We start from the raw sequence: 24887 nt of genomic DNA, 5'->3' as shown, positions 1-24887 counted from the left end.
CGGTAAGTGGCCCCCAACGCCGTTTGGGCCGGGGGTTCGCCGAAGAAAAGTCAGACAGTGTCTACCGCACTAACAGGCGGGACAAAAGAAAGCGTTCATCGACGCAGGCTGGACTGCTTACACACACGGTTTTTACGCCGTGGCAGGACCAACATCTCCCACCAGCTTACCTGCTGGGGGGAAGTTTCCTAATTCGACGGCCAGCCGCAGTGAACTTTGGGGGCACGCCAGCCGATAGCATTAAGGGTAATGACTACTGAACCAGCCCTGCCCGACGCCACCGACACCGCTGACACCGAGGACCGGCATTTCCGCTCACCTGTCTCGTTTGTCCGCCGCGGCTCCCGGTTGCAGGGCCGGCGCCAGCAGGCGTGGGATGAACTTTCGGACCGCTTCGTGGTGGACGTGCCGCGTGATGAAGCAGACACCTCCGTGCACCCGGACTATGTCTTCGACGCCACGGCCGAGTTTGGCCGCACCGCTCCCCTCGTCGTCGAGATCGGGTCCGGCCTTGGCGAGGCAGTCACGCACGCTGCCGAGGCAAATCCGGACAAGGACTTCCTGGCCGTGGAGGTCTATCTGCCGGGTCTGGCGCAGACGCTGCAGCGGATCGGGCAGAAGGGCCTGACCAACGTGCGGGTGGTCCAGGCCAACGCGCCGGAGGTGCTGACCACCATGCTGCCCGCCGGGTCCGTTGACGAGGTCTGGGTATTCTTCCCGGACCCCTGGCACAAGACCCGCCACCACAAGCGGCGCCTGGTCAAGGAATCCTTCGCCGAACTGGTGGCGCGGGTCCTGGTTCCCGGTGGCACGTGGCGCCTGGCCACGGACTGGTCCGACTACGCCGTGCAGATGCGCGAGGTCCTCGATGCCTCTTCCCTGTTCGGGAACCTGCACGCCGGTGAGCGGGCCGGGGCGGACAGCCCGCTGACGCGGGTCCGCCGGGAAGGTCTGGAAAACAAGGCCCCGGAGGACGACGTCGATGAGCGCGGTGGGTGGGCCCCCCGCTTTGAGGGCCGCACGCTCACCAGCTTCGAGAACAAGGCGCACCAGGCAGGCCGGCTCATCTTCGACCTCGCCTACCGGCGCGTCTAGCGGCGCCTAGCCCGGCTCCCCCGCGGGTACGGCCGGGTTTACGGCGGCCACCGCGTCCGCATAGCGTCCCTCCGTTTCGGCAAAACGAAGGAATTTCACGGCGTCGACCAGGATTTCCCGGGCGTCGGGCTGTGCCTCGAGCAGGGCCATGACTTCGTCGGCGAAATCGTCGAGCGGGAGGTAGCGCTCGTTCACCGACCCGCCGGGCATCAACTCGGTCTGCACCGCCGGCGGCACCAGCTCAATCACCTGGACCGGGGTATCTGCCAGCTGCAGGCGGATGGTTTCGGTGAACCGGTGGATAAAGGCCTTCGTGCCGTTGTAGGTGGGCGTGGACATCAGCGGTGTGTGGGCCAGACCTGACGAAACAGTAATGATCGCGGCCTCCTCCCGGGTCTGCAGCTGCCCGATGAATGCTGCCATCAGGTGCAGGGGTCCGTTGATGTTCGTGTTCACCATCCGCTCGGCGCGGGCCAGGAACCCACCGTCGTGGACGTCCTCCGGTGCCATGATTCCCGCCATGGCGATCAGGACATTCAGCTCCGGATACCGTTCCAGCACCGCATCCCGGGCCGCCGGCACGGAGTCCGGGTCCGTGGTGTCAATAACCACGGTACCGAAGCCGTGATCGGCAGCGAGCTCTGCCAGGACGTCGGTCCGCCGCCCGCCGATGATGACTTTGTTGCCGGCAGCCTGCAGGCGGAGGGCCAGCGCGAGGCCGATGCCGGAGGTGGCGCCGGGAATGAAGATGGTGTTTCCGTAAATGTTCATGCTCCAAGTCTTGGCCGGGCGGCCGACGGGCGGCAGAGGAGCGTTTGTCGTAGGATTCCCGGTCCCTGTATGGAACGGCTGCGGTGGATCATGATGGAGCCATGGACCGCGCCGCACTCGCCGATTTCCTGAAGTCCCGCCGGGACGCACTGCTGCCCGAAGACGTGGGACTCTCCCCCGGCCTGCGGCGCCGGGTCTCCGGGCTGCGCCGGGATGAGGTTGCCCTCCTGGCGGGCATGTCGGTTGATTACTACACCCGGTTGGAGCAGGCACGCGGCCCCCAGCCGTCGGAGCAGCTGCTGGGCTCCCTGGCACGGGCCCTGCGGCTCAGTTATGACGAGCGGGACTACGTGTTCCGTCTGGCGGATCGGAATCCTCCGCTTCGGACCTTCCCGGATACCCACGTGACGCCCGCCCTCCTGCGGGTGCTGGACCGGCTGGAGGATACGCCGGCCCTCATCCTTTCCGCGCTTGGGGAAACGCTGGCCCAGAACCGGCTCGCCAAGTTGCTGTTGGGCGACCATTCGCGGTTTACCGGCCACGCCCGCAGCAGCGTTTACCGCTGGTTTACGGACCCCGCCGAACGCAGCATCTATCCGGCAGGTGACCAGGAACGGCAGGGCCGGGCGCAGGTTGCCGGGTTGCGGGTCGCCGTTTCCGGCAACACTGCGGGAGCACGGGACGTGGTTGAGGCGCTGCTGCACCGCTCCCGGGAGTTTGACCGGATCTGGAAGTCCCACGCGGTGGCCACCCGTTTCGCCGACCATAAAACACTCCTGCATCCTGAGCTGGGCGAAATCGAGGTGGACTGCCAGACGCTGTACAGCGAGGATCGCGGGCAGGCGCTGCTGGTGCTGACCGCGCCCCCACGCAGTGAAGGGGCACAAAAGCTCGGCCTGCTCGCCGTCATTGGCCAGCAGCGGTTCACGCCGGATCGCTGATACCCTGCCCGGCCCCGCTGGTGTCTCCGGGTGGCCTGCTGTGCAAGGGTGACGGCTTTTACCGCCGGCTCTGCCGACGCCGGTTTGCCCCAGCCGTACCGGCCGCAGGAAACTGGGGGTACGGGCGGCAGCAAGCCGTCCGCCGTCCAGAAGGAATTCCCCCATGCATGAACCGAGCGATCCGCGCGTCGGCCTGTACATCGACTTCGACAACATTGTGATCTCCCGCTACCAGCAGCTGCACGGCCGCAACGCGTTCCAACGTGACGGGATCCGCAACTTCGACAAGACCAGCAGGGACGCGGATCCGGAGGTCGCTGCCCGGCTCGCCGCGGCCACCGTGGACTTCAACGCCATCATCGACTTCGCCGCGTCCTTCGGCACCCTGGTGGTTAACCGTGCCTACGCGGACTGGTCCGTGCCGGTCAATGCCAGCTACCAGCGCCAGCTGATGTCCCGGGCCGTGGACCTCACGCAGCTTTTTACCACCACCACCCGGGGCACCAAGAACGGCGCCGACATCCGCCTCGCCGTGGACGTCGTCGAGGACCTTTTCCGCCTGCCTGACCTCACGCACATCATTATTGTGGCCGGGGATTCGGACTACATTGCCCTGGCACAGAAGTCGAAGCGCCTTGGCCGGTTTGTTGTAGGCATTGGTGTCGCCGGGTCCACCAGCACCTCCCTGGCCGCGGCCTGTGACGAATTCGAAGACTATGATTCCCTGCCCGGCATTGTGAAGGCGGAGGCAGCACAGGCCGCTCCGGGATCATCACCATCCCCGGCTGAGGCCGCGATGGACCAGACCCCCAGCAAGGCGCGCAAGCTCACCGTAGTGCCCATGTTCTCGCACACCGAGGATGCCCGTTTCGAGGAACCGGACGTCGCCGAGGACATTGATCCGCGGACGCTCGCCACGGAACTGCTGGTCCGGGCGCTGAAGATCGGCCATGCCAAGGGCGATGACGAATGGCTGAACACCGGCACGGTGAAGAACCAGATGCGGCGGATGGACCCGTCCTTCAACGAGAAGCCGCTTGGCTTCCGTTCCTTTACCGACTTCCTTTCCTCACACAGTGACCTGGTGGAACTGGACGACGACGGCCCGCAGCGGCTCATCCGGCTTCGGCCGGACGCCGGCGCCCGGGAATAGCAGCCGGCCCGGCCGGGGTGGGCCTGCAGCCTTTGCCGGTCCGGCAACGGGGTTTGCAGCCCGGCCTCCGGGCGACGCATGCTTCAAGGTATGGAACCGACTCAAGATCCCGCCGCCACACCGGACCCGGCAACCGTTCAGGAAGACTGGGACCAGCGATACGCCGGCCGGGATGCGCTGTGGAGCGGTGAGCCCAATGGCGCACTTCTCACCGAGGTTGCCGGCATGGCTCCGGGGCGGGTGCTCGACGTGGGCTGCGGCGAGGGCGCGGATGCGCTGTGGCTGGCGGCCCGGGGCTGGGACGTCACTGCACTGGACGTTTCACGTGTAGCGCTGGACCGGGCCGCCCGTCAGGCCGCCCAGCGGTCCCTGCAGGTGACGTGGCTGCACTCAGGCCTGGTTGAAGCGGACCTTCCGGCCGGAGGCTTCGATCTGGTCTCGGCCCAGTATCCGGCGCTGCTGCGCACGGGGAATAATGCCGCCGAGCAGGCGCTGTTGCATGCGGTCGCCCCCGGCGGTGTCCTTCTGGTGGTGCATCATGCGATGCCCGCCGTTCATGAACCGCAGGACCAGGCTCCCGTCGACATGCGCGCCTACGTCCTGCCCGGCGATATTGCTGCCGCCCTGGACGGGGACTGGGCGGTGGAGGTGAATGAGACCCGCCCCCGGAGCGTCACGGCCGGCGCCGGAGCGCACCACGTCGAGGATGTGGTCCTGCGGGCACGGCGCCTGCGCTGACCCGTCGGCCCGCTACGCCCTGGCGGTCACCTCACAGCAGGGACATGCTGCCCTTCAGGCAGCACCGGACCCAAGGTGCAGGGTTACGGTGTCACCGGCCCGCAGCATCCCGGTGCGCAGCACATGGGCCTGCAGGCCGAGTTCGGCCCGGTGATGCGCACCCAGCACCTTCAGTGCCTTCGCCCCCGCATCGACGCCGGCCTGGGGCTGGTCGACCATAACGCAGCGCGGCATGCCCGGCCCCAGCTGCAGGAGCACCTCCGGGCCCAGGGCCAGTTCGGCACCTATCCAGGCGTCCTCGGTGAATACCCGCTCCGGACCGGTATCAATGATGATGTTGGCCCGGAAGCGGCGCTCGTCCACCTGTGCGCCGGTGAGGTCGTCCAGGGCGGCAAGGGAAGATGTGGTTAGCAGGTGCAGCGGAGTTTCGTCATGGTGCTGCACCGTGGTTTCAGGCTGCACGCGAAGCTCGCGGCCCAGGGCTGAGCTCAGGGCAGTGGATGCCGCCGGCTCATCGACCCGGTAGGACCGCCCATCGGGGCCGGTCAGCAGCGGCACGCCGTCCTCCGCGGTGCTGGAGGACCATTGCATCAGACCGGGCACCAGCCGGAAGCGGCGGGTGCGCTTGCCGCTGGCAATCCCGCCGTCGTTCGTATAAACCGCCCAGCGGCGGTCATCACGCAGGCCTCGCCGGGTGACCTCGACGGCGGCCAGCGCCTCGCCTGCGGTTGATTTGACCGGGTAGCGGTACAGCGCGCGCACGGTACCGACCGGACTTCCCATCTGTCGCATCCGGGCATCATCTCATGCCGCGCGGGGTGGTGCTGCGAACGTGCTGCAGGCCCTCAGAGCGACTGGATGTAGCCTTCTTCGGCGTAGTTCCGGTCCGCAGACTTGCCGGCCGGCAGTGCGCGGAGCCTGCCGCTGCGCTGCATCAGGGACACAAGCCCCAGCTGCTGCACCGAGCCCGGAGCCGCCGGCGGCCGCTGCCCGCGGCTCAGGGTCACCACATCGCCGGCCCGGCCGGCCGCGAAGACACGGCTGCGGTCCGAGGTGTGGCGGCGGGCAGTCTCCAGCTCGGAGGAAAGCTCGCTGACCCGCTGCCGCAGCCCGGTGACCTGGTTCTGCAGCTCCATGATCCGTTTGATTCCCTCCAGCGAGACACCCTCCTGGGAGAGTTTCTGGACCTCGCGGAGCAACTCGATATCCCGTTGGGAATACCGGCGCGACCGCCCGGGCGCCCGGCTGGGCCGGACTATTCCGAGCCGGTCATATTGCCGGAGGGTCTGCGGATGCATCTCCGCGAGCTCAGCGGCAACGGAGATCACAAAAATAGGCGCGTTGACGTCTATGCCCATTGTTCCTCCTTCACTGCTGGTTGAAATCCTAACCCCGGCGGGTCAATCCGCCGGGGAGCCGGCTAGAGCCGCGCCTTGGCGGCGAGCCCGGCCCGGGGGTCCTCACCCTTGGTGGCCTCGGCAAACGCCTCCACCGCGGCCTGGGCCTCTTTGTTCAGCCGTGAGGGCACGGCGACGTCCACGGTGACCAGCAGGTCGCCGTTGCCCTTGGACGTGTGCACGCCGCGGCCCTTGACCCTCAGTGTCCGGCCGGACGGCGTACCGGCGGGTACCTTCAGGCGCACGGTATCTGAGGTCAGCGTGGGTACCTCAATGGTGGCGCCCAGTGCGGCCTCCGGGAAGGACACCGGAACGTGGATCCGGATGTTGTTGCCGTCGCGGACAAAAAAGTCGTGCGGGGTGACATGCACGGTGACCATCAGGTCCCCGGCACCGGCGGCGCCGGGCTGTCCCTTGCCGCGCACACGGATCTTCTGTCCGTCCTTGACGCCGGCCGGAACCCGGACCTCCACTACTTCTCCGCTGGGTTCGCGGAGGCCGATCACGGTGCCGTTAATGGACCCCGCGAAGGAGATGGTGGTGCTGGCTGTCCGGTCCGCGCCTTTGCTGGGCGGCGGGGCGCCGAAGCCTCCGCCACCGAAACCGCCGCCGCCGAAGAGGTCGGCGAACTCCGGCGGGATGTTGCTGCCGCCGGCGTTGAACGTGGTCCGCCGGCCGCCGCCGCGGGCGGTCTGGCCGAACAGGTCCCCGAAGATATCCTCGAATCCTGCGCCGCCTGCTCCGCCGCCGCCCGGGGCACCGCCTGCAGAGAATCTGGCACCGCTGCCCATTGCGCGGATGGCATCATACTGCTGGCGTTCCTCTGCGTCGGAGAGCACCGAGTATGCCTCGGAGAGATCCTTGAACATCCGCTCCGCGTTGGCGTCACCCTGGTTCTGATCAGGATGGTATTTCCGTGCCAGCTTGCGGTAGGCCTTTTTGATGTCGGCGTCTGACGCATCCTTGGGAACACCCAGAATCTTGTAGAAGTCCTTATCGACCCAATCCTGACTAGCCAATTGGCGTCCCCTTTCTTGTGCACTGATCCCGCGTCGCTGCCGTTTGAGCCGGCCGACGGGCTTACTGCCGGCCCTGCTGCGGGACCTGCCTATGGAAATGTCCGGGGCTGCCTTCAAGGGCAGCCCCGGACACTGTGGAACTACTGTTCCGGAACCGAAACAATCACCTGCGCGGCACGCAGGACCCGGTCGCCGGACTTGTAGCCGGCGCGCAGGATCTGTGTGACCGTATCAAACGTGACATCGGCGCTCTGCTGCTGGATGAGTGCCTCGTGGATATTCGGATCGAACTCCACTCCGGTCTCGTCGATGCGGCTGAGTCCGTACGTCTTCAGCGAGTTTTCCAGCTTGGTGGCGATGGCGGCGAACGGTCCCTCCGCCAGGTCACCGTGCTGGCGTGCGGCATCGATGTCATCCAGGACGGGCATCAGCGTGTTCAGCACACCGATGACTGCCATTTCCCGGGCAACGTCGCGGTCCCGCTCCACCCGCTTGCGGTAGTTCACGTACTCGGCCTGCAGGCGCAGCAGGTCATTGCGCAGTTCCGCGGCTTCGGGCGAACCCGTATCCGCAGGCTGTGCCGGTACGTCAGCGTTGTTCAGGATCTGCTCGGCCTGGGACAGTGCGTCGCCGTCCGGCCCGGCGGCCGGGGAGGAAACGCCCTCCCCGGCTGCCGCTGCATCCTGCTGTGCTGCTTCATCCGGCGCGGACTGGTCCTGGCCGCTGATCGGCTCCTCGCCTTCGGGGGTGTTCCCGTGCTCGTTTCCAGCAGCCATGGTTACTTCTTCTCTTCGTCGTCGACAACCTCGGCGTCAACGATGTCTTCATCGCCTGCACCGCCGGCTGCCGCGCCGTCGCCTGCTGTGCCGTCGGCCGCACCCGGAGCGCCTTCGGCACCCGCAGCGGAAGCCGAAGCGTAGATCGCTTCGCCGAGCTTGGTCTGGGAAGCCTGCAGCTTCTCAAACGCGCTCTTGACCTCGTCGTCGTTCTCGGTGCCTTCGAGCGCCTTCTTCAGCGCGTCGACGTCGCCGCGGACCTCGGTCTTGACGTCTTCGGGCAGCTTGTCGTCATTGTCGGTGAGGAGCTTGTCCACCGAGTAGGCGAGCTGCTCTGCCGAGTTGCGGACGTCGGCTGCCTCGCGGCGCTTCTTGTCCTCCGCAGCGTGCTCTTCGGCTTCACGGACCATCCGGTCAATGTCGTCCTTGGAGAGCGAGGAGCCGCCGGTGATGGTCATCGACTGCTCGGCGCCGGTGCCCTTGTCCTTGGCGGACACGTGCACAATGCCGTTGGCGTCGATGTCGAAGGTGACCTCGATCTGCGGGACACCGCGCGGAGCCGGTGCAATACCGGTCAGCTCGAAGGTGCCCAGCGGCTTGTTGTCCCGGGTGAACTCACGCTCGCCCTGGAAGACCTGGATGGCCACCGAGGGCTGGTTGTCATCAGCCGTGGTGAAGGTTTCGCTCCGCTTGGTGGGGATGGCCGTGTTGCGCTCAATCAGCTTGGTCATCACTCCGCCCTTGGTTTCGATACCCAGGGACAGCGGGGTGACGTCGATGAGGAGCACATCCTTGCGCTCGCCCTTCAGCACACCGGCCTGCAGTGCAGCGCCCACGGCGACGACCTCGTCCGGGTTGACGCCCTTGTTCGGCTCCTTGCCGCCTGCCAGTTCCTTCACCAGTTCGGAAACGGCGGGCATACGGGTGGAACCGCCCACGAGGATGATGTGGTCGATGTCGGAAACCTTGATGCCGGCTTCGGCGATGACGTCATTGAACGGCTTCTTGGTGCGGTCCAGCAGGTCCTTGGTCAGGTCCTGGAACTTGGCACGGGAGAGGTGCTCATCCAGGTGGACCGGGCCTTCGGGAGTGACCGAGAGGTACTGCAGGGAGATGTTGGTGGAGGTGGCGGAGGAGAGTTCCTTCTTGGCCTGCTCCGCGGCTTCCTTCAGGCGCTGCAGGGCGATCTTGTCCTTGGACAGATCCGCACCCTTGGCCTTGGCCTGGCCCAGCAGGTAATCAACAATGCGCTGATCCCAGTCATCGCCACCGAGGCGGTTGTCACCGGAGGTGGCGCGGACCTGGATGGTGGAGAACTCGTCCTCATCCTTGCCGACTTCGAGCAGGGAGACGTCGAACGTACCGCCGCCGAGGTCGAAGACGAGGATCAGTTCATCTTCCTTGCCCTTGTCCAGGCCGTAGGCCAGGGCTGCAGCGGTGGGCTCGTTGACGATGCGCAGCACGTTGAGGCCGGCAATTTCGCCGGCTTCCTTGGTGGCCTGGCGCTCTGCGTCGTTGAAGTAGGCCGGAACGGTGACCACGGCGTCCGTGACCTTTTCACCCAGGTAGGACTCGGCGTCGTTCTTCAGCTTCATCAGGATACGGGCGGAAATTTCCTGGGCGGTGTACTTCTTGCCGTCCACGTCCACGTTCCAGTCAGTGCCCATGTGGCGCTTGACCGAAGCGATGGTGCGGTCAATGTTGTTGACGGCCTGGCGCTTGGCGATTTCACCGACCAGAACCTCGCCGGACTTGGCGAAGGCAACAACGGAGGGTGTGGTGCGGCCGCCTTCGGCGTTGGCGATGACCGTGGGCTCGCCGCCTTCCAGGACCGAGACAACCGAGTTGGTGGTTCCGAGGTCAATACCTACTGCACGTGACATATTTGCTTCCTCTTTCCTTGGAAAAACCCGCATCTTCCGTGACGTCAGCGGACCGGACCCCAGGCGGGGAGCCCCTTCCGACATCGCGGCAGTGCAATTGAGCGTTCTGGACTCAACTCTACTCAGCCCTGATTCTTTGTCAACAAACTTGAGCCTTCCGCACTCAACTTCGCCCGGGGGTCTTGCGTGACACGGTATGACGCCTGCATACCGGCCGTCCGGCGCGGGCGGTAAGGTCCTGCTATGGGTCCCGAAACGTACTCCCACGGCCATCACCGCAGCGTGGTTGCTGCCCACGCGGTCCGCACCGCGAAGGACTGCGCCGCGTACCTGCTGCCCGAACTCCAGCCGGGCATGAGCGTGCTCGACGTCGGCTGCGGGCCGGGAAGCATCACCGCGGATTTCGCGGCATTCACCGCTCCGGGACCCGTGACGGGCCTGGACCAGTCCGAAGACGTGCTGACACAGGCCCGCACCCTGGCTGCCGAACGGGGATTGCAGAACACCACCTTTACGGCCGGAAACGTGTATGACCTGGACTTCCCGGATGAAACCTTTGACGTGGTTCATGCCCACCAGGTGCTGCAGCACCTGATGGACCCGGTGGCAGCCCTGCGCGAAATGCGCCGGGTCACCAAACCGGGCGGCCTGGTGGCAGTGCGAGACGCCGATTTCCACGGCATGAGCTGGTATCCCGCCTCGCCCGCCCTGACGGAATGGATGCAGACCTACCAGCAGATTGCCCGCGGCAACCAGGCCGAACCCGATGCCGGCCGGCACCTGCTCTCCTGGGCGCTGGAGGCCGGGTTCACCGACATCACCCCGTCCTCCTCCAACTGGCTTTACGCCACACCGGAACAGCGTGCGTGGCATGCCGGTTCCTGGTCCGAGCGGGTCCTTCAGTCCGCGTTCGCCGAACAGGCGCTGGAACGCGGTTTGGCGGATCAGGCGGCGCTGGAACGCATCTCGGCCGGCTGGCAGGCGTGGGCGGAGGCGCCGGACGGCTGGTTCCTGATGCCCTGCGGCGAGTTGCTGGCGCGCGCCTAGCCCGCACGTCCATCCGGCTGGGCCCGCGGTTTGTGCGTAGGGTTTAAGCCATGTTCCGCATCCAGACCGTCTGCACGGGAAACATCTGCCGCTCCCCCATGGCCCAGTTCGCCCTCGACCGCGCCCTCACCGGCGCCGGCGCCAGGGTGGCCGTGGATTCCTCCGGCCTCACCGGATGGGAAGCAGGCAAGCCCATGGACACCCGGGCAGCCGCGGAACTGCGGCGGCACGGCTACCCCGACGCCGGGATCTCAGCATTCCGTGCCCGGGAGTTCCAGCCCGAATGGTTCAGCAGCCTCGACCTCATCCTGGCCATGGACTACGGGCATTACCTGGAACTCTCGCTGCAGGCACCCACCGCGGCGGACCGCGCCAAGGTGATGATGCTGCGGGCCTTCGATCCCGCCCTGCAGACCTCCGCGGGCCGCCCCGAACCCTCGCCCGGGCTCAGTATCGAGGACCCCTGGTACGGGAACCGGAAGGACTTTGAAACCGCGTACGCGCTGATCGACGCCGCAGTTCCGGGCGTAGTGGACTACGTGGCGTCCCTGCATGCGCACCGGCCCGAAAGCCGTGATGAGCACTGAGTCTTCGCTACGCACAGCCCCTTCCCCCCTGCTCATCGCCGTTGACGGCTTCTCGGGGGCCGGCAAAACCACCCTGGCCACCGAAGTGGCCGCTGCCCTCAGCAGCCGCGGCTCCGTTCGCCTGTTCCACCTGGAGGACATTTATCCCGGTTGGGACGGGCTGGAATCCGGTATGGCCTATTACCGGGAGCGCATCCTGCGCCCGCTCTCCCGCGGGCTGCCGGCACACTGGCAGGCGTGGGACTGGGATACCGGCCGGCCCGGCGCCGCGCGGGTCACCGAGCCCGCCGACGCCGTCGTTCTCGAAGGCGTCGGGGCAGCCCACCGCGAGGCCCGCGCCCTCCTGGACACCGTTGTGTGGGTGGACGGCGAGGAAGCCGTCCGCAAGCGGTACGCCCTTGACCGCGACGGCAGCACGTATGCCCCGCATTGGGAGCGGTGGGCGGCGCAGGAACGCCGCTGGGCCGCCACCGATGATGTGCCTGCCGCTGCTTCCCTGACCGTGCGGATGGTTGGCGCAGGCGCAAACCCCGCGGCCGCACTCGGCCAGGTGCTGGCACAGCTGTCCGGCGCCGACCCGGCGGGCGCCGCCGGATAGGGTCCGCGCAGACACCCGGAAGGGTTACTGCAGTGTCGCGGTCAGGCGGGCAACGTTGTCGATGTAGCGCTGCCAGACGGGACGGCCCACCCAGTTCTCCAGCAGCAGTTCCTTGGACAAGGCACGGTAAGTGTCCTCGATCCGGCGCATCTGCTCCACGATGGTGCCGTCAAACATCATCACGGATACCTCAAGGTTCAGGGAGAAAGACCGCATGTCCATGTTGCTGGAGCCCAGGACAGCCACCTCGTTGTCGATGGTGAAGTGTTTGGCATGGAGCACCAGCGGCTTGGGGTACTGGTAGATCCGCACCCCCGCTTCCAGCAGCGCCTCGTAGTAGGAGCGCTGGGCGTGGTCCACCAGGAACTGGTCGCCCTGTTCGGAAACGAACAGTTCCACGGCCACTCCGCGCTGGGCAGCCGTGGTCACGGCATACAGCAGGGTGTCGTCGGGGACGAAGTAGGGGCTGGTGATGGAGATCCGGTCGGAGGCCGAATAGATCAGGGAGGCGAAGAGGCGCAGGTTGTTTTCCGTGCTGAAACCGGGACCGCTGGGGACCACCTGGCAGGTGACGTCACCGGGATCGAACGTCCACTCGTACAGGCTCAGTTCCCGTTCCAGGTTCTCATCCGTTTCGGCGTTCCAGTCCGTGGCGAAGACAACGTTGAGTTCATCCACCACCGGCCCTTCCACGCGGGCCATCAGTTCCACCCAGTTGCGTCCGGAACGGCGGTTTTTGGCTTTGTGGTAGGCCGGCTCCACCAGGTTCTGGGACCCGGTGAACCCCACCGCGCCGTCCACCACCAGCAGTTTCCGGTGGTTGCGCAGGTCCGGGCGGCGCCAGTGTCCGCGGAAAGGTTCAATGGGCAGCATCCGCCGCCACTGGATGTCGCTGCTGCGCAGCTCCTTCAGGAGCTTCCGGTAGCCCTTGACCCGCAGCGTGCCGATGTGGTCGAAGAGGAGCCGGACGGTCACCCCGCGGCCCGCTGCCTCTTTCAGTGCATGGAAGAAGTCCCGGGTCACGGCGTCGTACCCCATGATGTAGAACTCCACATGTACGTAGCGGACAGCCTTCTCCACTGCGCGGGTCATCTCCTCGATGGACGCGTGGTAGTCCCGCTGCAGTTCCACCTTGTTGCCGTCCAGCGTGGGGAAGGAGCCCAGCCGGCGGTTGAGCTCGGCGGCGTTGAGCACCCATTCAGGCCCGGCATAGGTGCTGACTTCGGTTTCCAGTTCCTTGGTGTTTTCTCGGACGGCACGGTTGATTTCGGCCTGCCGGCGCACCCGCTGTTCGGAAAGCCGGTGGTTGCCGAACAGGGAGAACAGAATGATTCCGGGAATGGGAAGGAAGAAGATACACAGCAGCCAGGCCATGGCCGTGGTGGGGCGGCGGTTGCCGGGAACCACACCCAGCGCAATGATCCGGATGGCATAATCCACCACGGTCAGTACGACCGTTATCCACCCGGACGGGTCCAGGCCGGTCAGAGACCAGTACACACTCAAGCTCCTCCCAGCAGCCGCACCTGTGAACAGCCTATCTGTACGGCGGCCCGGCCGGGTCTTTGTGGCTAGGCTGGTGGCATGACTGTTCTGGTTTTCCTGGATCCTGCCTACCCTGACGGACGCCCGGCCGACGCCGGTGTCCCGGCGCTGATGATCAATGACCTCGGCGTCACGCGCGGCGACGGGATCTTCGAATCCCTGCTGGCGGTGGACGGCGTACCGCGCAAACCCGATGCCCACTTGGACCGCCTGGGTTCCTCCGCGGACCTGCTGGACCTGCGGATTCCGGAGCGTGCCGCCTGGGAGCGGGCCATTGCCACCGCGTTGGCGCTGCATGCCGGGGATGCGGGTCCCACGGGACGGGCCGCGGTGAAGCTGGTGGCCACCAGGGGTGTTGAAGGCGCCGGGGAAGCTACCGCATGGGTTCAGGTCACGTCCGCACCGGACAATGCGGCGCAGCAGAAGGACGGCATTCGCGTGCTGCTGCTGGACCGCGGCTATGACAGTCTGGCCGCATCCCGGGCGCCATGGCTGCTGCTGGGAGCCAAAACCCTGTCCTACGCGGTAAACATGGCCGCTTTGCGGTATGCCAGGGCCAACGGTGCGGATGACGCCATCTTCACGTCCTCCGACGGCAAGGTCCTGGAAGGTCCAACCTCCACGGTGGTCCTGGCTACCGAACGCAACGGGGTGCGGACGCTGCTCACGCCCGAGCGCCGCTCCGGCATCCTGGCCGGAACCACTCAGGATGCACTGTTCAGGGCGGCTGAGGCTGCCGGCTGGGAGCTGGGCTACGGTCCGCTGGTCCCCGAGGACCTGTTCCAGGCCGACGGCGTCTGGCTGGCTTCCAGCATCCGGATGCTGGTGCCGGTCCGTTCCATCGACGGACGCGGGCTGCCCTTCTCCGAAACACTGAACGCCGAACTGGTGAAACTGGCGGACGCAGCACTGTAGCCGCGTCCGCCGGCGTCCCGGCTCCGCGGCGCTAGGTCAGGATGAAATTGAAGGTCCCTGCCGCCACGGCGGCCGCGACAGCTCCCGCTGACACGGCCAGGCCGGCACCGAAAACCGCCGCATCCACCCCGCTGAATGTGGAAGACCTAGCCCAGGTCCGTTCCGCTGCCCCGAATCCGCGGGCCTCCATGGCCACGGCCAGACGGGTGGCACGGCGGATGGCCTGGACCAGCAGGGCCACCGACTGCCCGCCGAAACCCTTGAGCCGGGCGGCGGCACCGGTATCCGGTCCGGCCCCGCGGGCATGCCGGGCGAGTCCGAGCGTGCGCCACTCCTCCACCAGCAACCCCACCAGCCGCATCGCTGCCAGGGCTCCCAGGACAAAGCGGTGCGGCAGCTTCAGCTTTTGCGCCAGCGCATCCGCCAGGTCCGTGGGATCCGTGGTGGTCAGCAGGTAAATACCGGGCAGGGCAATGGCCAGGCCGCGCAGTCCGATCGCTATTCCGGCGGCCACGGACCCGGAAGTGAAGACCAGCGGGCCGGCCTCCAACAGCACCGTGCCGGTCTTTTCCGCCAGCAGGGCCGTACCCCACGCGCCGATGAGCGCGGCCACCAGCAGGGGCCAGGTCCTCCGGATCAGGGTGGCGATCCGGATGTGCAGCAGCGGCAGCAGGGCAAGCTCGGCCGCCAGGACCACGGTGGAACTTACCCAGTCCACGGTGACGAGGACAGCCAGGGTCAGCAGCAACGCGGAGGCCAGTTTGGACAGCGGATTTGCGCGTTTCAGCAAGCTGCCGCCCGGCCGTGCGGGTGCCGCGGCGGTGCCGTCCGGCCGTACCTGCACCCCGCTCACGGGTTCACCTGCACTGCGGCAGCCGGTGTCGAAGGAAGCTCGGTCACAGCGCCGTCCGCCACGCGCAGCGTCCGGGACGCGAGTGCCTGGACGAACTCAGCATCATGCGTCACGGAGACCACGCACTGTCCCTGTGCCAGCTGACCACGCAGCAGCGCCACCAGCTCGGCCCAGGTGCGGGCATCCTGCCCGAACGTCGGTTCATCCAGCAACAGGATCCGCGGCGCGGTGGCGAGCATGGTGGCCACCGACAGCCGGCGTTTCTCCCCGCCCGAAAGCGTGAAGGGGTTTGCCTGCAGCAGGTGGTCCAGCCGCAGGCGCTGCGCCAGTTCATGCACCCGGTCCAGCGTTTTCCCGTCGGTTTCCCTGCCTACGCGCCGCGGACCGAACGCCAGTTCATCCAGCACAGTGGCCGTAAGGAACTGGTGCTCCGGTTCCTGGAATACCGTTCCGATCCGTTCCACCAGTTCCCCTGATTTCCAGCGGAAAGGTTCGCGCCGGGCGGCGCCGGCCAGCTCCGCTGCCGCCTCGAGCGTGCCGGTATGCGGCCGGAGCAGGCCGCCCAGTGTCAGGGCCAGGGTGGATTTTCCCGCGCCGTTGGGCCCGGTGATCCCTACCGCGGTGCCGGCCGCCAGGCTCAGATCCGCCCCGGTGAGCACGGGCGGCCCGGTATTCGTCCGGCTCACTGCCAGCCCGCGCGCTGAAAGCAGCAGGCTTCCGTCACCACGGCCGGGATGCCAGGAGGCCCCCGAGTCCTCCGGTATCTCCGGCGCGGTCCCGGGCAGCCAGATGCCGGCCGCGGCAAGGGTTTCGCGGTGCCCGGGATCACCCAGCACCTGGCCGGGCGGGCCGTCCGCCAAAACCCCGCCACCTGCGGCCAGCACCACCACGCGGTCCACCAGCTCGGCCCACACCTGGACCCGGTGTTCCACCACAATGAGTGTGGCCCCGGTGCGGTCCAGTACCCGGCCTACGGCGTCGCGGATCTCCACAACGCCCGCGGGGTCAAGGTTGGCCGTGGGCTCGTCCAGAAGCAGCAGTCCCGGTTCCATGGCCATCACCGAGGCCAGGGCAAGGCGCTGCTTCTGTCCGCCGGACAGGGCCGCCGTCGAGCTTTCCAGCGGCACCTCCAAACCGACGTCGGCCAGCGCCGCACGCACGCGCGGCCAGATCTCCCCGGCGGGCACGGCCAGGTTTTCCGCCCCGAAAGCCACCTCATCCCCCACCCGGGACAGCACGGTCTGGCTGTCCGGGTCCTGCAGGACCAGTCCGGTCCGGCCACGGGAGGCAGGATCGGACGGATGCGCGCCGTCCACCGCGAGCGTGCCGTGCTCCACGCCGCCGGTATCCGGTCCGAGAACCCCTGCCAGGGCGTGCAGGACAGTGGATTTCCCCGCACCGGAAGCACCAAGCAGCAGCACCCGTTCGCCGGGGGAAATGGTCAGGTCCAGTCCGGACACCGCCGAGGCGTTGCGGCCGCCATGCCGCCAGCCCCAGCCGCGGGCAGTGACAGCGGCCGGCCGGGCCCGGGAACCGGACGGCGCAGGGGAACCGGACGGCGCAGGGCTGCGAAGGGCAGCCCGGCTCCGTCCGGCTTTTCTGCCAAACAGCACGGCTACGCCTTTCCGGTCTGTCCCGACGCGAAGGGGGCCAACGCACCCGTCCTGGCCAGCGCCCGCACCGCGAGCCAGGAGAGTCCGCCGGCAATCACCGCACCCGAGACCGCAGTCAGGATGACGTAGAGCAGCTGCCACTGCGCTGCCCATTCCAGGTTGTAAAGGATGTTTTCACTCAGTCCCAGGAACACACCGGAGCCGAGGCCCGCCAGCAGCGCCACGGGCAGCGTGAACCGACGGTAAAGGAAGATCAGGAACACGAGTTCGGCACCCAGTCCCTGGATAAAACCGGAGAGCAGCACGGAGAGGCCGAACTGCGTGCCCAATACACCGGAGACGGCTGCGGCCAGCATTTCACAGTAAATCGCCGCGCCCGGTTTGCGGATGATCAGCGCGCCAAGCACCCCGGCAATCAGCCAGCCGCCGGTATAAAGTCCGGCCAGCGGCGGAAACGCCGCCGTCAGTGCGCTGACCCCGGCATAGCCGAGGGACCATGCCCAGAAAATAACGCCTACCGCCACGGCGAGGACGGAGGCCACAACAATGTCCACCACCCGCCAGCGACGGTTGGACGCGGCAGGGCGTGCCGGGGGGAGCTGGTTGGCGGACGGTGCCGCTGCTGAATAACGGTCTTTCAATGGATATCCTCCTGTGAATCAGGAGGGGAGGGACGGCCGGTATACCGGCACAGCTTCCCGCCCGCACCGGCGGCTGCCGGCCCGTTGCGGGAAGATTCCCTGAGCTCTCGACTCCCTTCGCCGGTACTAACCGGATCAGGTTCGAGGGTCTGCGGATGTCCGCACTCTCAGCGCCCGTCACCCAGATCCGTTGGACCTGCTGCGGGACGGCGCTCCCCTGTCGTATGTTTGCGGTTCCACTCTACACACGGGCTCCGGATCTACACAGGCATCAGCAGATCCGCGTGTTCCACCGGTACCGTAGGGTTAGGGAAATCGCCCGAAGCTAGGAGTTACTCATGAACCTGATCCTCAAACTGCTGGGAACCGGCGCCAGCATTCTGTCCGGAATCGTCGCCGCCAAGGCACTTGATTTCATCTGGACCAAGGCCACGGGCAACGAGCCGCCCAAGGATGCCGAAGGAAGCCTGGAAAACAGCCTGCGTTCGGCCGTGGCGTTTGCCCTTGTCTCCGGTGCGGTCAGCTCCGTCATCCGGGTGCTCACCAACCGCGGTACACAGCGTGCCATCCAGCGTTACAAGAAGACGCCGGAAGTCGTCTAACCCGGTTTGCCGCCAGGCCGGCGGAACCGCGGCGCTCAGCCCTCGGGGTTTTTCCCCGGGCGCTGGGCGTCTGTGGTTAAGTCGCCCGCAGCTGCGCCGTCGCGGGCCCGCAACAGTTCATCGTCGTCGAGCTCTCCGGTGTACATGTCCGCTTCGGCGGCGGTCCCGTCCGGATCGTCATCCACCAGCGGGTCATCCTCGTCATTTTCAAGAGCCTGCTCCTCCTCCGCCTCTTTCAGCAGCCGCTGGGCGCGTTCGACGACGTCGTCAAGCTCGTCGATCACCAGCAGTTCCGGGCGCAGGTGCTTGGTCCGGTAGCCTGCCCGGCCCACCATGTGGGCGGATACAGGTGCGGTCAGGAGCATAAAGATCCAGGCGACGGCGAGGACCGGTAGGAGTTTCCAGCTGCGGAATTCCACGGCCATGGCCAGCAGGAACAGCAGCAGGCCCAGCACCTGCGGCTTGGACGCAGCGTGCATCCGGCTCAGCAGGTCCGGGAAGCGCATCAGGCCGATGGCCGCAGCCAGGGACATCAGGGCACCGCCGAGCATCAGCACGGCGACAATCACGTCATACACGGTCTCTTCCATTGCCTACCTCCTGTCCGTGACAAAGCGGGCAACGGTTACGGAGCCGATAAAGCCGACCAGTGAAATGGCCACCAGCAGCGCCAGGTAATCAAGGTTGCGGTAAACAATCATGTCGGTGGCTAGGGCTGCGCCGACTATGGCCAGCAGAACGTCAGCCGCCAGCACACGGTCCAGGATCGAGGGACCCTTGGCGATGCGGTAAATGGCTCCTGCACCGGCCACGGCCAGCATGAGGCTCACGGCCACCACTGCTGCGGTCATCATGCCTGTCCTCCGATCTTGCGCTGCCGCGCCTCTGCCGTCTCGGCACGCAGTGCTTCGAGTTCCTTCTTGGTGCCCATTGTGCGGATCAGCCACGCCTCGGCATTGAGCACCTCGGTACGCGCTTTCTCTGCCTGTTCCGGGGTGGAAACGTCCAGTGCGTGCAGGTACAGCGTGGATGTGGAGCGGTCGACGTCGACAATCAGCGAGCCCGGGATCAGCGACAGGGCGTGGCCGGTGGCGGTGACCAGCAGGTCGGAGCGGCTGCGCAGCTTCACCCCGATCACCCCGTTGCGGATCCGCGGCCCGCGGACCAGCGCAAGCCAGAACACGTGGAAACTGGCATGCACGAGTTTGTAGAAGAAACGGCCGGCAAAGACCAGCGCGTACAGCGGGTTGAACCGTCCGCTGAGCTCAACCGGCGGCAGGTAGAAGATGTTCGCCACGATAAAGGCGATCACCGCCCCGAAGATCAGGTTTCCGGCACTGAAGTCCTGCCACAACGCGCCCCACAGGAACACCAGCCAGATCAGCAGCGGCAGTTCCTTCAGGAGCGGAACGCGGGCGCGGTTGCGCATGGGCGCTTCCTTCGTCATTCTGCGGCCCCCTCTCCCAGCACTGCTTCGATATAGGGCGTGCGGTCCAGCAGGTCCCGGGCCGCATTGTCGCTGAGCGAGAACAGCGGTCCGGCGAGGACGGTCAGCGACACTCCAAGCGCCACGAGTCCGACGGTGGGGTACACCATGGTCCGCGGCAGCAGGTCCACGGAATCGCGGGAGGAGAACCGGCCGCTGGTGATCTCGCTGACGTCTTCCGAGTTCCGCAGCCGTGATCCGTCCGGGCCGGTAGCCAGCAGGATCGGGTCCGGGTGGACCGCGTCCTCGGGGGTCCGCCAGAATGCCCGGTTCCAGACCCGTGCCATCACCAGCAGCGTCAGCAGGCTCGTTGCGGCACCGGCAGCCACCAGCAGATAGGCCAGCGGGGTGCCCAGCTCAACGCCGGCCTGCATCAGGCCAAGCTTGCCGAGGAAGCCGGAGAACGGCGGGATGCCGGCGAGGTTGATGGCCGGGATGAAGTACAGCACGGCCAGCAGCGGTGAGAGCTTGGCGAGTCCGCCCAGGCGGTCCATGTTGGCCGTGCCACCGCGCCGTTCAATCAGGCCGGTGACCAGGAACAGCGAGGTCTGCACGGTGATGTGGTGGACCACGTAGAACACGGCGGACCCGATGCCAACAACCGAAGCGACCGCCAGACCGAACACCATGTAGCCGATGTGGCTGACCAGGGTGAAGGAGAGCATACGTTTGATGTCCGTTTGCGCCAGTGCACCGAGGATGCCCACCAGCATGGTCAGGCCCGCCACCACCATCAGCAGCGTGTTGATCCGGTCCCCCGGGAACAGCAGGGTTTCGGTGCGGACCATGGCGTAGACCCCTACTTTGGTCAGCAGCCCGGCGAACACGGCGGTCACCGGGGCCGGCGCGGTGGGATAGGAGTCCGGCAGCCAGAAGGAGAGCGGGAAGACCGCCGCCTTGATGCCGAAGGCCACCAGCAGCATCAGATGGAGCATCATCTGTGTGGCGGGATCCAGCTCGCCCAGCTTCAGTGCAAGGTCCGCCATGTTCACCGTCCCGGTGGACGCGTAAATCATGGCAATGGCAATCAGGAAGAGCAGCGAGGAGACAACACTGACCACCACGTAGGTCACGCCGGCCCGGATCCGCGGAGTTGTTCCGCCCAGGGTCATCAGGACATAACTGGCGGTGAGCAGGATTTCGAATCCGACGTACAGGTTGAACAGGTCACCGGCAAGGAAGGCATTGGAAACGCCGGCCACCAGAATCAGGTACGTCGGGTGGAAGATCGAGATGGGTCCGTCTTCGTCGCCGTCGGCCATGCCCTGGCCCGCGGCGTAAATCAGGACGGCCAGGCTGATCGCGGAGGAGACTACGAGCATCAGTGCCGAGAACTGGTCCACCACCATGGTGATGCCGAACGGTGGCAGCCAGCCGCCGAGGTTTACGGCCACCGCGCCGGTGTTCCAGACGGAGAGCAGCAGGATCACTTCCAGCACCAGGGTCACAGCCAGGATGCTGACACTGACCACCCGCTGGGAGCGCTGGTGCCGGATCAGGATGAAGGCCAGGGCTGCGCCGAAGAACGGCAGCACCACGGCCAGTGGGGCAAGGCTTGCTGTGTTCATCGGTTCACCTCCGGTCCGTTCGTTGTTGTGTTTCCCCGTTGCGAGCCTGCGGCCTCTTCCGCCTCGTCCGGCGGAGTGAATTCCGTGGTGTCCTCGGGGACGTCCGCGTCATCCTCGGCGTCAAAACTGCTCTGGCTGGCCACGCGGCGGTCCTCAATATCGTCCTGGACCTCGTCCTGGCGGCCCAGCACCCAGGACCGGTAGATGATGCCAAGCATGAAGGCAGTCACCGAGAAGGAAATGACAATCGAGGTGAGGATAAAGGCCTGGGGCAGCGGATCATTGTAGGCGTCCGCCGGCAGATCCTTGTTGAACATGGGGGCCAGCCCCGCCGGACCACCGGTCGCCAGCAGCAGGATGTTGGTGGCATTGGTCAGCATGGTCAGGCCCAGCACCACGCGGGTAAGGCTGCGTTCCAGCAGCAGGTAGATCCCGGCTGCGTAGAGGGCGCCCATGACCAGAAGGAGGGTGAGGTTGACCGTCACCGTGCCACCTCCTCTTCGCCGGCCCGTGTTCCGGTGGTGTCGCCGGCGTTTTCGTCCGCACTAATGATCTGGGGTTCCTCCACTATGGTGTCCTCGTCATCCCTGTCACCTTCGCTGCGCTCGTCGATCTCCGAGCCCAGGCTGCGCAGGACGTCCAGCACGAGTCCCACCACAATGAGGTAGACGCCGATGTCGAAGATCGTGGAGGTGACGAACTTGACCTCCCCGAAAATCGGCCAGGTGAACTTGATGATGGCGCTTTGCAGGACCTGTCCGCCGAAGAACAGCGGCGCTGCGGCGGACAGGGCGGCGAGGCCGAGGCCACCGCCGAGCAGGGTTCCGGCGCTGACGGGGCTGGCTTCCGCCAACTCGAACCGGCCGCCGGCCAGGTAGCGGATGGTCAGGGCGAGCCCTGCCATCAGGCCGCCCGCGAATCCGCCACCGGGGGCATTGTGGCCCGCGATAAGCAAGTAGACCGAGAAGATGATGACGGAGTGGAACAGCAGCCGCGTGATCACCTCGAAGATGATGGAGCGCCGTTCCGGGGCAAGCGTCCGGCCTGCCACCAGCCAGGCCTCGCGGCCAACGTTGGAGAACTTGCGGGCCAGAGCCAGGGTGGCCTGGCGCCGGCCCGTGGAGGCAAAGTGCTCCCGGCCGCGGTCCACCGAGCCGCTGGCAACCCCTTCAGCCCGGCGCCGCTTGTCGCCGCGGCCGCGGACAAAGATCAGGGAGGCCAGCCCGGTGGCGGCAATGGCCAGCACGGAGATCTCCCCGAAGGTGTCCCAGGCGCGGATGTCTACCAGCGTGACGTTAACAATGTTGTTCCCGCCACCGATTTCGTAGGCCAGCTTGGGGAAGTCCAGGGAGATGGGCGTGGCCACCCGGGACGCCATGGCGGTCATCGCGAAAATCACCATGCTGGCACCGAAGGCAATACCCAGGACGGCCCGCAGCAGCCGGTGCCGCTTCGGTTCGCGCTTCCACAGGCGTGCCGGCAGGGACCGCAGGGCCAGCACAAAGGCCACCAGCACAATGGTTTCGACCAGCATCTGGGTGAGGGCCAGGTCCGGGGCCCCCTGCAGCGCGAAGATCAGCGCAATGCCGTATCCGCTGACGGAGACCATCAGCACGGCGAGGAAGCGTTTGCTGGCCCGGGCGGCGGCAACGGCGCCGAGGATCACTGCTGCGCCGATCACGGCCTGAAGGGGATTGTCGTACAGCCGGAAATCCTGCGGCATGGGTGCGGCACGAACCAGCAGCGCCGACAGCGGCGTCACAATCGCCATGGACAGGATGACGAAGAGGTAGAAGGACAGCGAGCCTCGCTGGGTGCGTCCGGTGACCCAGACGGCGACGTCGTCGAGCACGCCGATGGTGCCGCGGTAGGAACGCTCCGCGTCCAGCGGGAAGGCAATGTCCCGCTGGAAGGACTCCACGTTCCGGCGCAGCAGGAACAGTGCAACGCCGGCAGCAATGGTCAGTCCGGTCAGCCCGAGGGCCGGCGTCAGCCCGTGCCAGAGGGCCAGGTGCGTGGGCGGGCCGTCAGCCGGGAACAGGTCGGCGTAGGAGGCAATCGCGGTATCCAGCGGTCCCGGCCAGAGACCAAAAACCACGGTGGCCGCGGCGAGGATGGCCGGCGCGGCGAGGAAGGACCAGGAAACCGCTTTGAACGGGGTAGGTGCGCATCCGCCCTTGGTGGCGAAGGCACCCCAGATGAAGCGCGCACTGTAGGCGAAGGTAAGGACGGAACCGATAACGACGCCGGCCAGCAGGATCCAGCCCGCGAAGGTGCCTTGCTCCTCGCCATAGTGCACGTAGGTCTCGTACACGGATTCCTTCGCCACGAAGCCCAGGAACGGCGGGATGCCTGCCATGGAGGCGGCGCCGATGACGGCAACCACCGCCAGTTTCGGCGCAGCGCGGAAGATGCCGGAGAGTTTGCGGATGTCACGCGTTCCGGCCTGATGGTCAATGATTCCCACCACCAGGAACAGGGTGGCCTTGAAGAACCCGTGGGCAAGCAGCAGGCCCATTCCGGCCACCGCCGCTTCACGGTTGCCCAGGCCCACCACCAGGGTCAGGAAACCGAGCTGGCTCACAGTCCCGTAAGCAAGGATCAGTTTGATGTCGAACTGCCTCAGCGCGCGCCAGCCCCCCAGCAGCATGGTGAGCAGGCCCAGGATCAGCACGATCGGGTGCCACAGCAGGGTCTCGGAGAAGCCGGGGGCCAGCCGGGCAATCAGGTAGATACCGGCTTTAACCATGGCGGCGGCGTGCAGGTACGCACTGACCGGGGTAGGTGCGGCCATGGCGGCCGGCAGCCAGAAGTGGAACGGCACCAGCGCGGACTTCGAAACGGCACCCACCAGCATCAGTGCGATGGCCACGTTGACGAGCGTGCCCTGGGAGACCAGCTCCGGGGCCTGCGCCAGGATCTCGGAAATCCGGTAGGTCTGTGCCGCCGAGCCGAGCATGATCATGCCCACCAGCATCGTCAGCCCGCCGAAGGTCGTCACGATCAGTGCCTGCAGTGCCGCGCGGCGCGCTGACAGGCGGTGCGCCGCGTAGCCGATCAGCAGGTAGGACAGGATGGTGGTCAGTTCCCAGAAGATGAACAGCAGGATGAGGTCATCTGCCGTAACAAGGCCGAACATCGTCGCTGCGAAAGCCAGCAGCTGCGCGCCAAAGGAACCCATCTTCGGATCATTGGGCCGGAAATACCGGGCGCAGTAGAACAGGACCAGCGCGCCAACGCCGAGGATAAGGATGGAAAGAACCGCGGAAAGCGTGTCCATCCTGAACGCCAGCTCTACCCTGAGGTCAGGGATCCACGGAATAGTGACTGACGGGGGTGCGTTCGGGGCACCCGAGGCAAGCGTCTGGTCAGCACCTGTGTACCGGGGGAAGGTGGCCACCAGCCAGATGAAGGCGGCGGCAGGGAAGGCCGCAAGAACGTAGAACGCCGACCGGCCCACCTTCCGGAACAATAAGGGCGCAACCAGTGCCACCGTAAACAGAACGGTGAGCACAAATAGCACGATGATCTCCCGGACTCTCTTGTCGATGTTGCAGCGTTACAGAGCTGTAGTTATCAGGCTGTACTTATCAAGGGGCGGTCAAGGTCGGTCTATACATTCTACCCATGGCATAGACGCCACTTCCTATTCGGGCTCT

Annotated in this window: 24 protein-coding genes, 1 pseudogene and 1 riboswitch; of the genes and pseudogenes, 9 read left to right on the top strand and 16 right to left on the bottom strand. The window is 66.3% G+C overall.

The window, feature by feature from the left end:
* Positions 1 to 249: 249 nt before the first annotated feature.
* Positions 250 to 1095: a tRNA (guanosine(46)-N7)-methyltransferase TrmB gene (gene trmB / locus AC5RVB_RS05175; protein ID WP_227902596.1), complete on the top strand. Its 846-nt coding sequence runs from the start codon at positions 250 to 252 to the stop codon at positions 1093 to 1095.
* Positions 1096 to 1101: 6 nt separating this feature from the next.
* Here trmB and AC5RVB_RS05170 read toward each other — a convergent pair whose 3' ends face one another.
* Positions 1102 to 1866, bottom strand: a complete 765-nt coding sequence (locus tag AC5RVB_RS05170) for an SDR family oxidoreductase (protein ID WP_494142138.1) — start codon at positions 1864 to 1866, stop codon at positions 1102 to 1104.
* 101 nt (positions 1867 to 1967) lie between these two features.
* On the opposite strand from AC5RVB_RS05170, the gene AC5RVB_RS05165 reads away from it, so the two are divergent.
* From AC5RVB_RS05165 to AC5RVB_RS05155, 3 genes are all read left to right on the top strand, one after another.
* A complete protein-coding gene (locus AC5RVB_RS05165) occupies positions 1968 to 2807 on the top strand; it encodes a helix-turn-helix transcriptional regulator (RefSeq protein ID WP_494142137.1) in 840 nt (279 codons plus the stop codon).
* A gap of 163 nt (positions 2808 to 2970) precedes the next feature.
* A complete protein-coding gene (locus tag AC5RVB_RS05160) occupies positions 2971 to 3960 on the top strand; it encodes an NYN domain-containing protein (protein ID WP_227902603.1) in 990 nt (329 codons plus the stop codon).
* A 90-nt stretch (positions 3961 to 4050) separates the two neighbouring features.
* Positions 4051 to 4698, top strand: coding sequence for a class I SAM-dependent methyltransferase (locus AC5RVB_RS05155; protein ID WP_227928541.1), 648 nt, complete (start codon positions 4051 to 4053; stop codon positions 4696 to 4698).
* Between the two features lie 54 nt (positions 4699 to 4752).
* On the opposite strand, the gene AC5RVB_RS05150 is transcribed toward AC5RVB_RS05155, so the two are convergent.
* From AC5RVB_RS05150 to dnaK, 5 genes are all read right to left on the bottom strand, one after another.
* Positions 4753 to 5481: an MOSC domain-containing protein gene (locus tag AC5RVB_RS05150; protein WP_494142136.1), complete on the bottom strand. Its 729-nt coding sequence runs from the start codon at positions 5479 to 5481 to the stop codon at positions 4753 to 4755.
* A 62-nt stretch (positions 5482 to 5543) separates the two neighbouring features.
* A complete protein-coding gene (locus AC5RVB_RS05145) occupies positions 5544 to 6056 on the bottom strand; it encodes a heat shock protein transcriptional repressor HspR (RefSeq protein WP_227902609.1) in 513 nt (170 codons plus the stop codon).
* Between the two features lie 62 nt (positions 6057 to 6118).
* Positions 6119 to 7114 (bottom strand): DnaJ C-terminal domain-containing protein, encoded by a 996-nt coding sequence (locus tag AC5RVB_RS05140; RefSeq protein ID WP_494142135.1) that lies wholly within the window; start codon positions 7112 to 7114, stop codon positions 6119 to 6121.
* Between the two features lie 140 nt (positions 7115 to 7254).
* Positions 7255 to 7890: a nucleotide exchange factor GrpE gene (locus tag AC5RVB_RS05135; RefSeq protein ID WP_494142134.1), complete on the bottom strand. Its 636-nt coding sequence runs from the start codon at positions 7888 to 7890 to the stop codon at positions 7255 to 7257.
* A 2-nt stretch (positions 7891 to 7892) separates the two neighbouring features.
* On the bottom strand, positions 7893 to 9773 hold the full coding sequence (gene dnaK, locus AC5RVB_RS05130; protein WP_494142133.1) for a molecular chaperone DnaK: 1881 nt from the start codon (positions 9771 to 9773) through the stop codon (positions 7893 to 7895).
* A gap of 243 nt (positions 9774 to 10016) precedes the next feature.
* On the opposite strand from dnaK, the gene AC5RVB_RS05125 reads away from it, so the two are divergent.
* Genes AC5RVB_RS05125 through AC5RVB_RS05115 form a run of 3 tightly spaced genes read left to right on the top strand, consistent with a single transcriptional unit; the run spans position 10017 to position 12005 of the window.
* The gene (locus AC5RVB_RS05125) at positions 10017 to 10820 is read left to right on the top strand and encodes a methyltransferase domain-containing protein (protein ID WP_494142132.1); all 804 of its coding nucleotides are present in this window, start codon (positions 10017 to 10019) and stop codon (positions 10818 to 10820) included.
* A 50-nt stretch (positions 10821 to 10870) separates the two neighbouring features.
* Complete coding sequence (locus AC5RVB_RS05120) at positions 10871 to 11407, top strand: low molecular weight protein-tyrosine-phosphatase (protein ID WP_494142131.1); 537 nt, start codon at positions 10871 to 10873, stop codon at positions 11405 to 11407.
* Positions 11397 to 12005 (top strand): nucleoside/nucleotide kinase family protein, encoded by a 609-nt coding sequence (locus AC5RVB_RS05115; protein ID WP_494142130.1) that lies wholly within the window; start codon positions 11397 to 11399, stop codon positions 12003 to 12005. The genes AC5RVB_RS05120 and AC5RVB_RS05115 overlap by 11 nt, the downstream gene beginning before the upstream one ends.
* Before the next feature lie 24 nt (positions 12006 to 12029).
* Here the strand turns inward: AC5RVB_RS05115 and cls are convergent, their stop codons facing one another.
* Entirely contained in the window at positions 12030 to 13505 is a 1476-nt protein-coding gene (cls, locus tag AC5RVB_RS05110; RefSeq protein ID WP_227928534.1) for a cardiolipin synthase, read from the bottom strand.
* Between the two features lie 84 nt (positions 13506 to 13589).
* Here cls and AC5RVB_RS05105 point away from each other — a divergent pair, with 84 nt between their 5' ends.
* Complete coding sequence (locus tag AC5RVB_RS05105; RefSeq protein WP_227928533.1) at positions 13590 to 14465, top strand: aminodeoxychorismate lyase; 876 nt, start codon at positions 13590 to 13592, stop codon at positions 14463 to 14465.
* Between the two features lie 31 nt (positions 14466 to 14496).
* On the opposite strand, the gene AC5RVB_RS05100 is transcribed toward AC5RVB_RS05105, so the two are convergent.
* Genes AC5RVB_RS05100 through AC5RVB_RS05090 form a run of 3 tightly spaced genes read right to left on the bottom strand, consistent with a single transcriptional unit; the run spans position 14497 to position 17488 of the window.
* Positions 14497 to 15318, bottom strand: coding sequence for an energy-coupling factor transporter transmembrane component T family protein (locus AC5RVB_RS05100; protein ID WP_494142129.1), 822 nt, complete (start codon positions 15316 to 15318; stop codon positions 14497 to 14499).
* Positions 15315 to 16931, bottom strand: a complete 1617-nt coding sequence (locus AC5RVB_RS05095; protein WP_494142128.1) for an ABC transporter ATP-binding protein — start codon at positions 16929 to 16931, stop codon at positions 15315 to 15317. Before AC5RVB_RS05095 ends, AC5RVB_RS05100 begins: the two co-directional genes overlap by 4 nt.
* A gap of 2 nt (positions 16932 to 16933) precedes the next feature.
* Positions 16934 to 17488: an ECF transporter S component gene (locus tag AC5RVB_RS05090; protein ID WP_227928669.1), complete on the bottom strand. Its 555-nt coding sequence runs from the start codon at positions 17486 to 17488 to the stop codon at positions 16934 to 16936.
* Positions 17489 to 17667: 179 nt separating this feature from the next.
* A riboswitch (TPP riboswitch) is annotated at positions 17668 to 17801 on the bottom strand.
* Between the two features lie 109 nt (positions 17802 to 17910).
* Here AC5RVB_RS05090 and AC5RVB_RS05085 point away from each other — a divergent pair.
* Entirely contained in the window at positions 17911 to 18174 is a 264-nt protein-coding gene (locus tag AC5RVB_RS05085) for a DUF4235 domain-containing protein (protein ID WP_227902630.1), read from the top strand.
* 221 nt (positions 18175 to 18395) lie between these two features.
* On the opposite strand, the pseudogene mnhG reads toward AC5RVB_RS05085, so the two are convergent.
* The 6 genes and pseudogenes from mnhG to AC5RVB_RS05055 form a co-directional block, all read right to left on the bottom strand.
* Positions 18396 to 18764 (bottom strand): annotated as a pseudogene (gene mnhG, locus AC5RVB_RS05080) (monovalent cation/H(+) antiporter subunit G); the annotation flags it as partial.
* A 3-nt stretch (positions 18765 to 18767) separates the two neighbouring features.
* Positions 18768 to 19025, bottom strand: a complete 258-nt coding sequence (locus AC5RVB_RS05075) for an MrpF/PhaF family protein (RefSeq protein ID WP_423723626.1) — start codon at positions 19023 to 19025, stop codon at positions 18768 to 18770.
* Positions 19025 to 19603: a Na+/H+ antiporter subunit E gene (locus tag AC5RVB_RS05070; protein ID WP_227902636.1), complete on the bottom strand. Its 579-nt coding sequence runs from the start codon at positions 19601 to 19603 to the stop codon at positions 19025 to 19027. The genes AC5RVB_RS05075 and AC5RVB_RS05070 overlap by 1 nt, the downstream gene beginning before the upstream one ends.
* A 14-nt stretch (positions 19604 to 19617) precedes the next feature.
* Positions 19618 to 21228 carry a Na+/H+ antiporter subunit D gene (locus AC5RVB_RS05065; RefSeq protein ID WP_227902639.1) on the bottom strand — a complete coding sequence of 537 codons (1611 nt, stop codon included), beginning with the start codon at positions 21226 to 21228 and terminating at the stop codon, positions 19618 to 19620.
* Positions 21225 to 21713 (bottom strand): Na(+)/H(+) antiporter subunit C, encoded by a 489-nt coding sequence (locus AC5RVB_RS05060; protein WP_227902642.1) that lies wholly within the window; start codon positions 21711 to 21713, stop codon positions 21225 to 21227. Before AC5RVB_RS05060 ends, AC5RVB_RS05065 begins: the two co-directional genes overlap by 4 nt.
* Positions 21710 to 24751: a Na+/H+ antiporter subunit A gene (locus AC5RVB_RS05055; protein WP_227902645.1), complete on the bottom strand. Its 3042-nt coding sequence runs from the start codon at positions 24749 to 24751 to the stop codon at positions 21710 to 21712. The genes AC5RVB_RS05060 and AC5RVB_RS05055 overlap by 4 nt, the downstream gene beginning before the upstream one ends.
* Positions 24752 to 24887 lie beyond the last annotated feature (136 nt).

Source organism: Arthrobacter sp. Y3225209 (assembly GCF_059090685.1).
The sequence above is the reverse complement of the archived record's forward strand: the minus strand, read 5'-3'. Positions and strand labels throughout refer to the sequence as shown.

What these genes read in the sequence shown, in the direction of transcription:
- AC5RVB_RS05070 (WP_227902636.1), bottom strand. Translation starts at nt 19,603, where the DNA reads ATGCGCAACCGCGCCCGCGTTCCGCTCCTGAAGGAACTGCCGCTGCTG.
- AC5RVB_RS05170 (WP_494142138.1), bottom strand. Translation starts at nt 1,866, where the DNA reads ATGAACATTTACGGAAACACCATCTTCATTCCCGGCGCCACCTCCGGC.
- AC5RVB_RS05065 (WP_227902639.1), bottom strand. Translation starts at nt 21,228, where the DNA reads ATGAACACAGCAAGCCTTGCCCCACTGGCCGTGGTGCTGCCGTTCTTC.
- AC5RVB_RS05075 (WP_423723626.1), bottom strand. Translation starts at nt 19,025, where the DNA reads ATGACCGCAGCAGTGGTGGCCGTGAGCCTCATGCTGGCCGTGGCCGGT.
- AC5RVB_RS05125 (WP_494142132.1), top strand. Translation starts at nt 10,017, where the DNA reads ATGGGTCCCGAAACGTACTCCCACGGCCATCACCGCAGCGTGGTTGCT.
- AC5RVB_RS05115 (WP_494142130.1), top strand. Translation starts at nt 11,397, where the DNA reads ATGAGCACTGAGTCTTCGCTACGCACAGCCCCTTCCCCCCTGCTCATC.
- AC5RVB_RS05120 (WP_494142131.1), top strand. Translation starts at nt 10,871, where the DNA reads ATGTTCCGCATCCAGACCGTCTGCACGGGAAACATCTGCCGCTCCCCC.
- AC5RVB_RS05135 (WP_494142134.1), bottom strand. Translation starts at nt 7,890, where the DNA reads ATGGCTGCTGGAAACGAGCACGGGAACACCCCCGAAGGCGAGGAGCCG.
- AC5RVB_RS05145 (WP_227902609.1), bottom strand. Translation starts at nt 6,056, where the DNA reads ATGGGCATAGACGTCAACGCGCCTATTTTTGTGATCTCCGTTGCCGCT.
- AC5RVB_RS05105 (WP_227928533.1), top strand. Translation starts at nt 13,590, where the DNA reads ATGACTGTTCTGGTTTTCCTGGATCCTGCCTACCCTGACGGACGCCCG.
- AC5RVB_RS05150 (WP_494142136.1), bottom strand. Translation starts at nt 5,481, where the DNA reads ATGGGAAGTCCGGTCGGTACCGTGCGCGCGCTGTACCGCTACCCGGTC.
- dnaK (WP_494142133.1), bottom strand. Translation starts at nt 9,773, where the DNA reads ATGTCACGTGCAGTAGGTATTGACCTCGGAACCACCAACTCGGTTGTC.
- AC5RVB_RS05155 (WP_227928541.1), top strand. Translation starts at nt 4,051, where the DNA reads ATGGAACCGACTCAAGATCCCGCCGCCACACCGGACCCGGCAACCGTT.
- trmB (WP_227902596.1), top strand. Translation starts at nt 250, where the DNA reads ATGACTACTGAACCAGCCCTGCCCGACGCCACCGACACCGCTGACACC.
- AC5RVB_RS05085 (WP_227902630.1), top strand. Translation starts at nt 17,911, where the DNA reads ATGAACCTGATCCTCAAACTGCTGGGAACCGGCGCCAGCATTCTGTCC.
- AC5RVB_RS05160 (WP_227902603.1), top strand. Translation starts at nt 2,971, where the DNA reads ATGCATGAACCGAGCGATCCGCGCGTCGGCCTGTACATCGACTTCGAC.
- AC5RVB_RS05165 (WP_494142137.1), top strand. Translation starts at nt 1,968, where the DNA reads ATGGACCGCGCCGCACTCGCCGATTTCCTGAAGTCCCGCCGGGACGCA.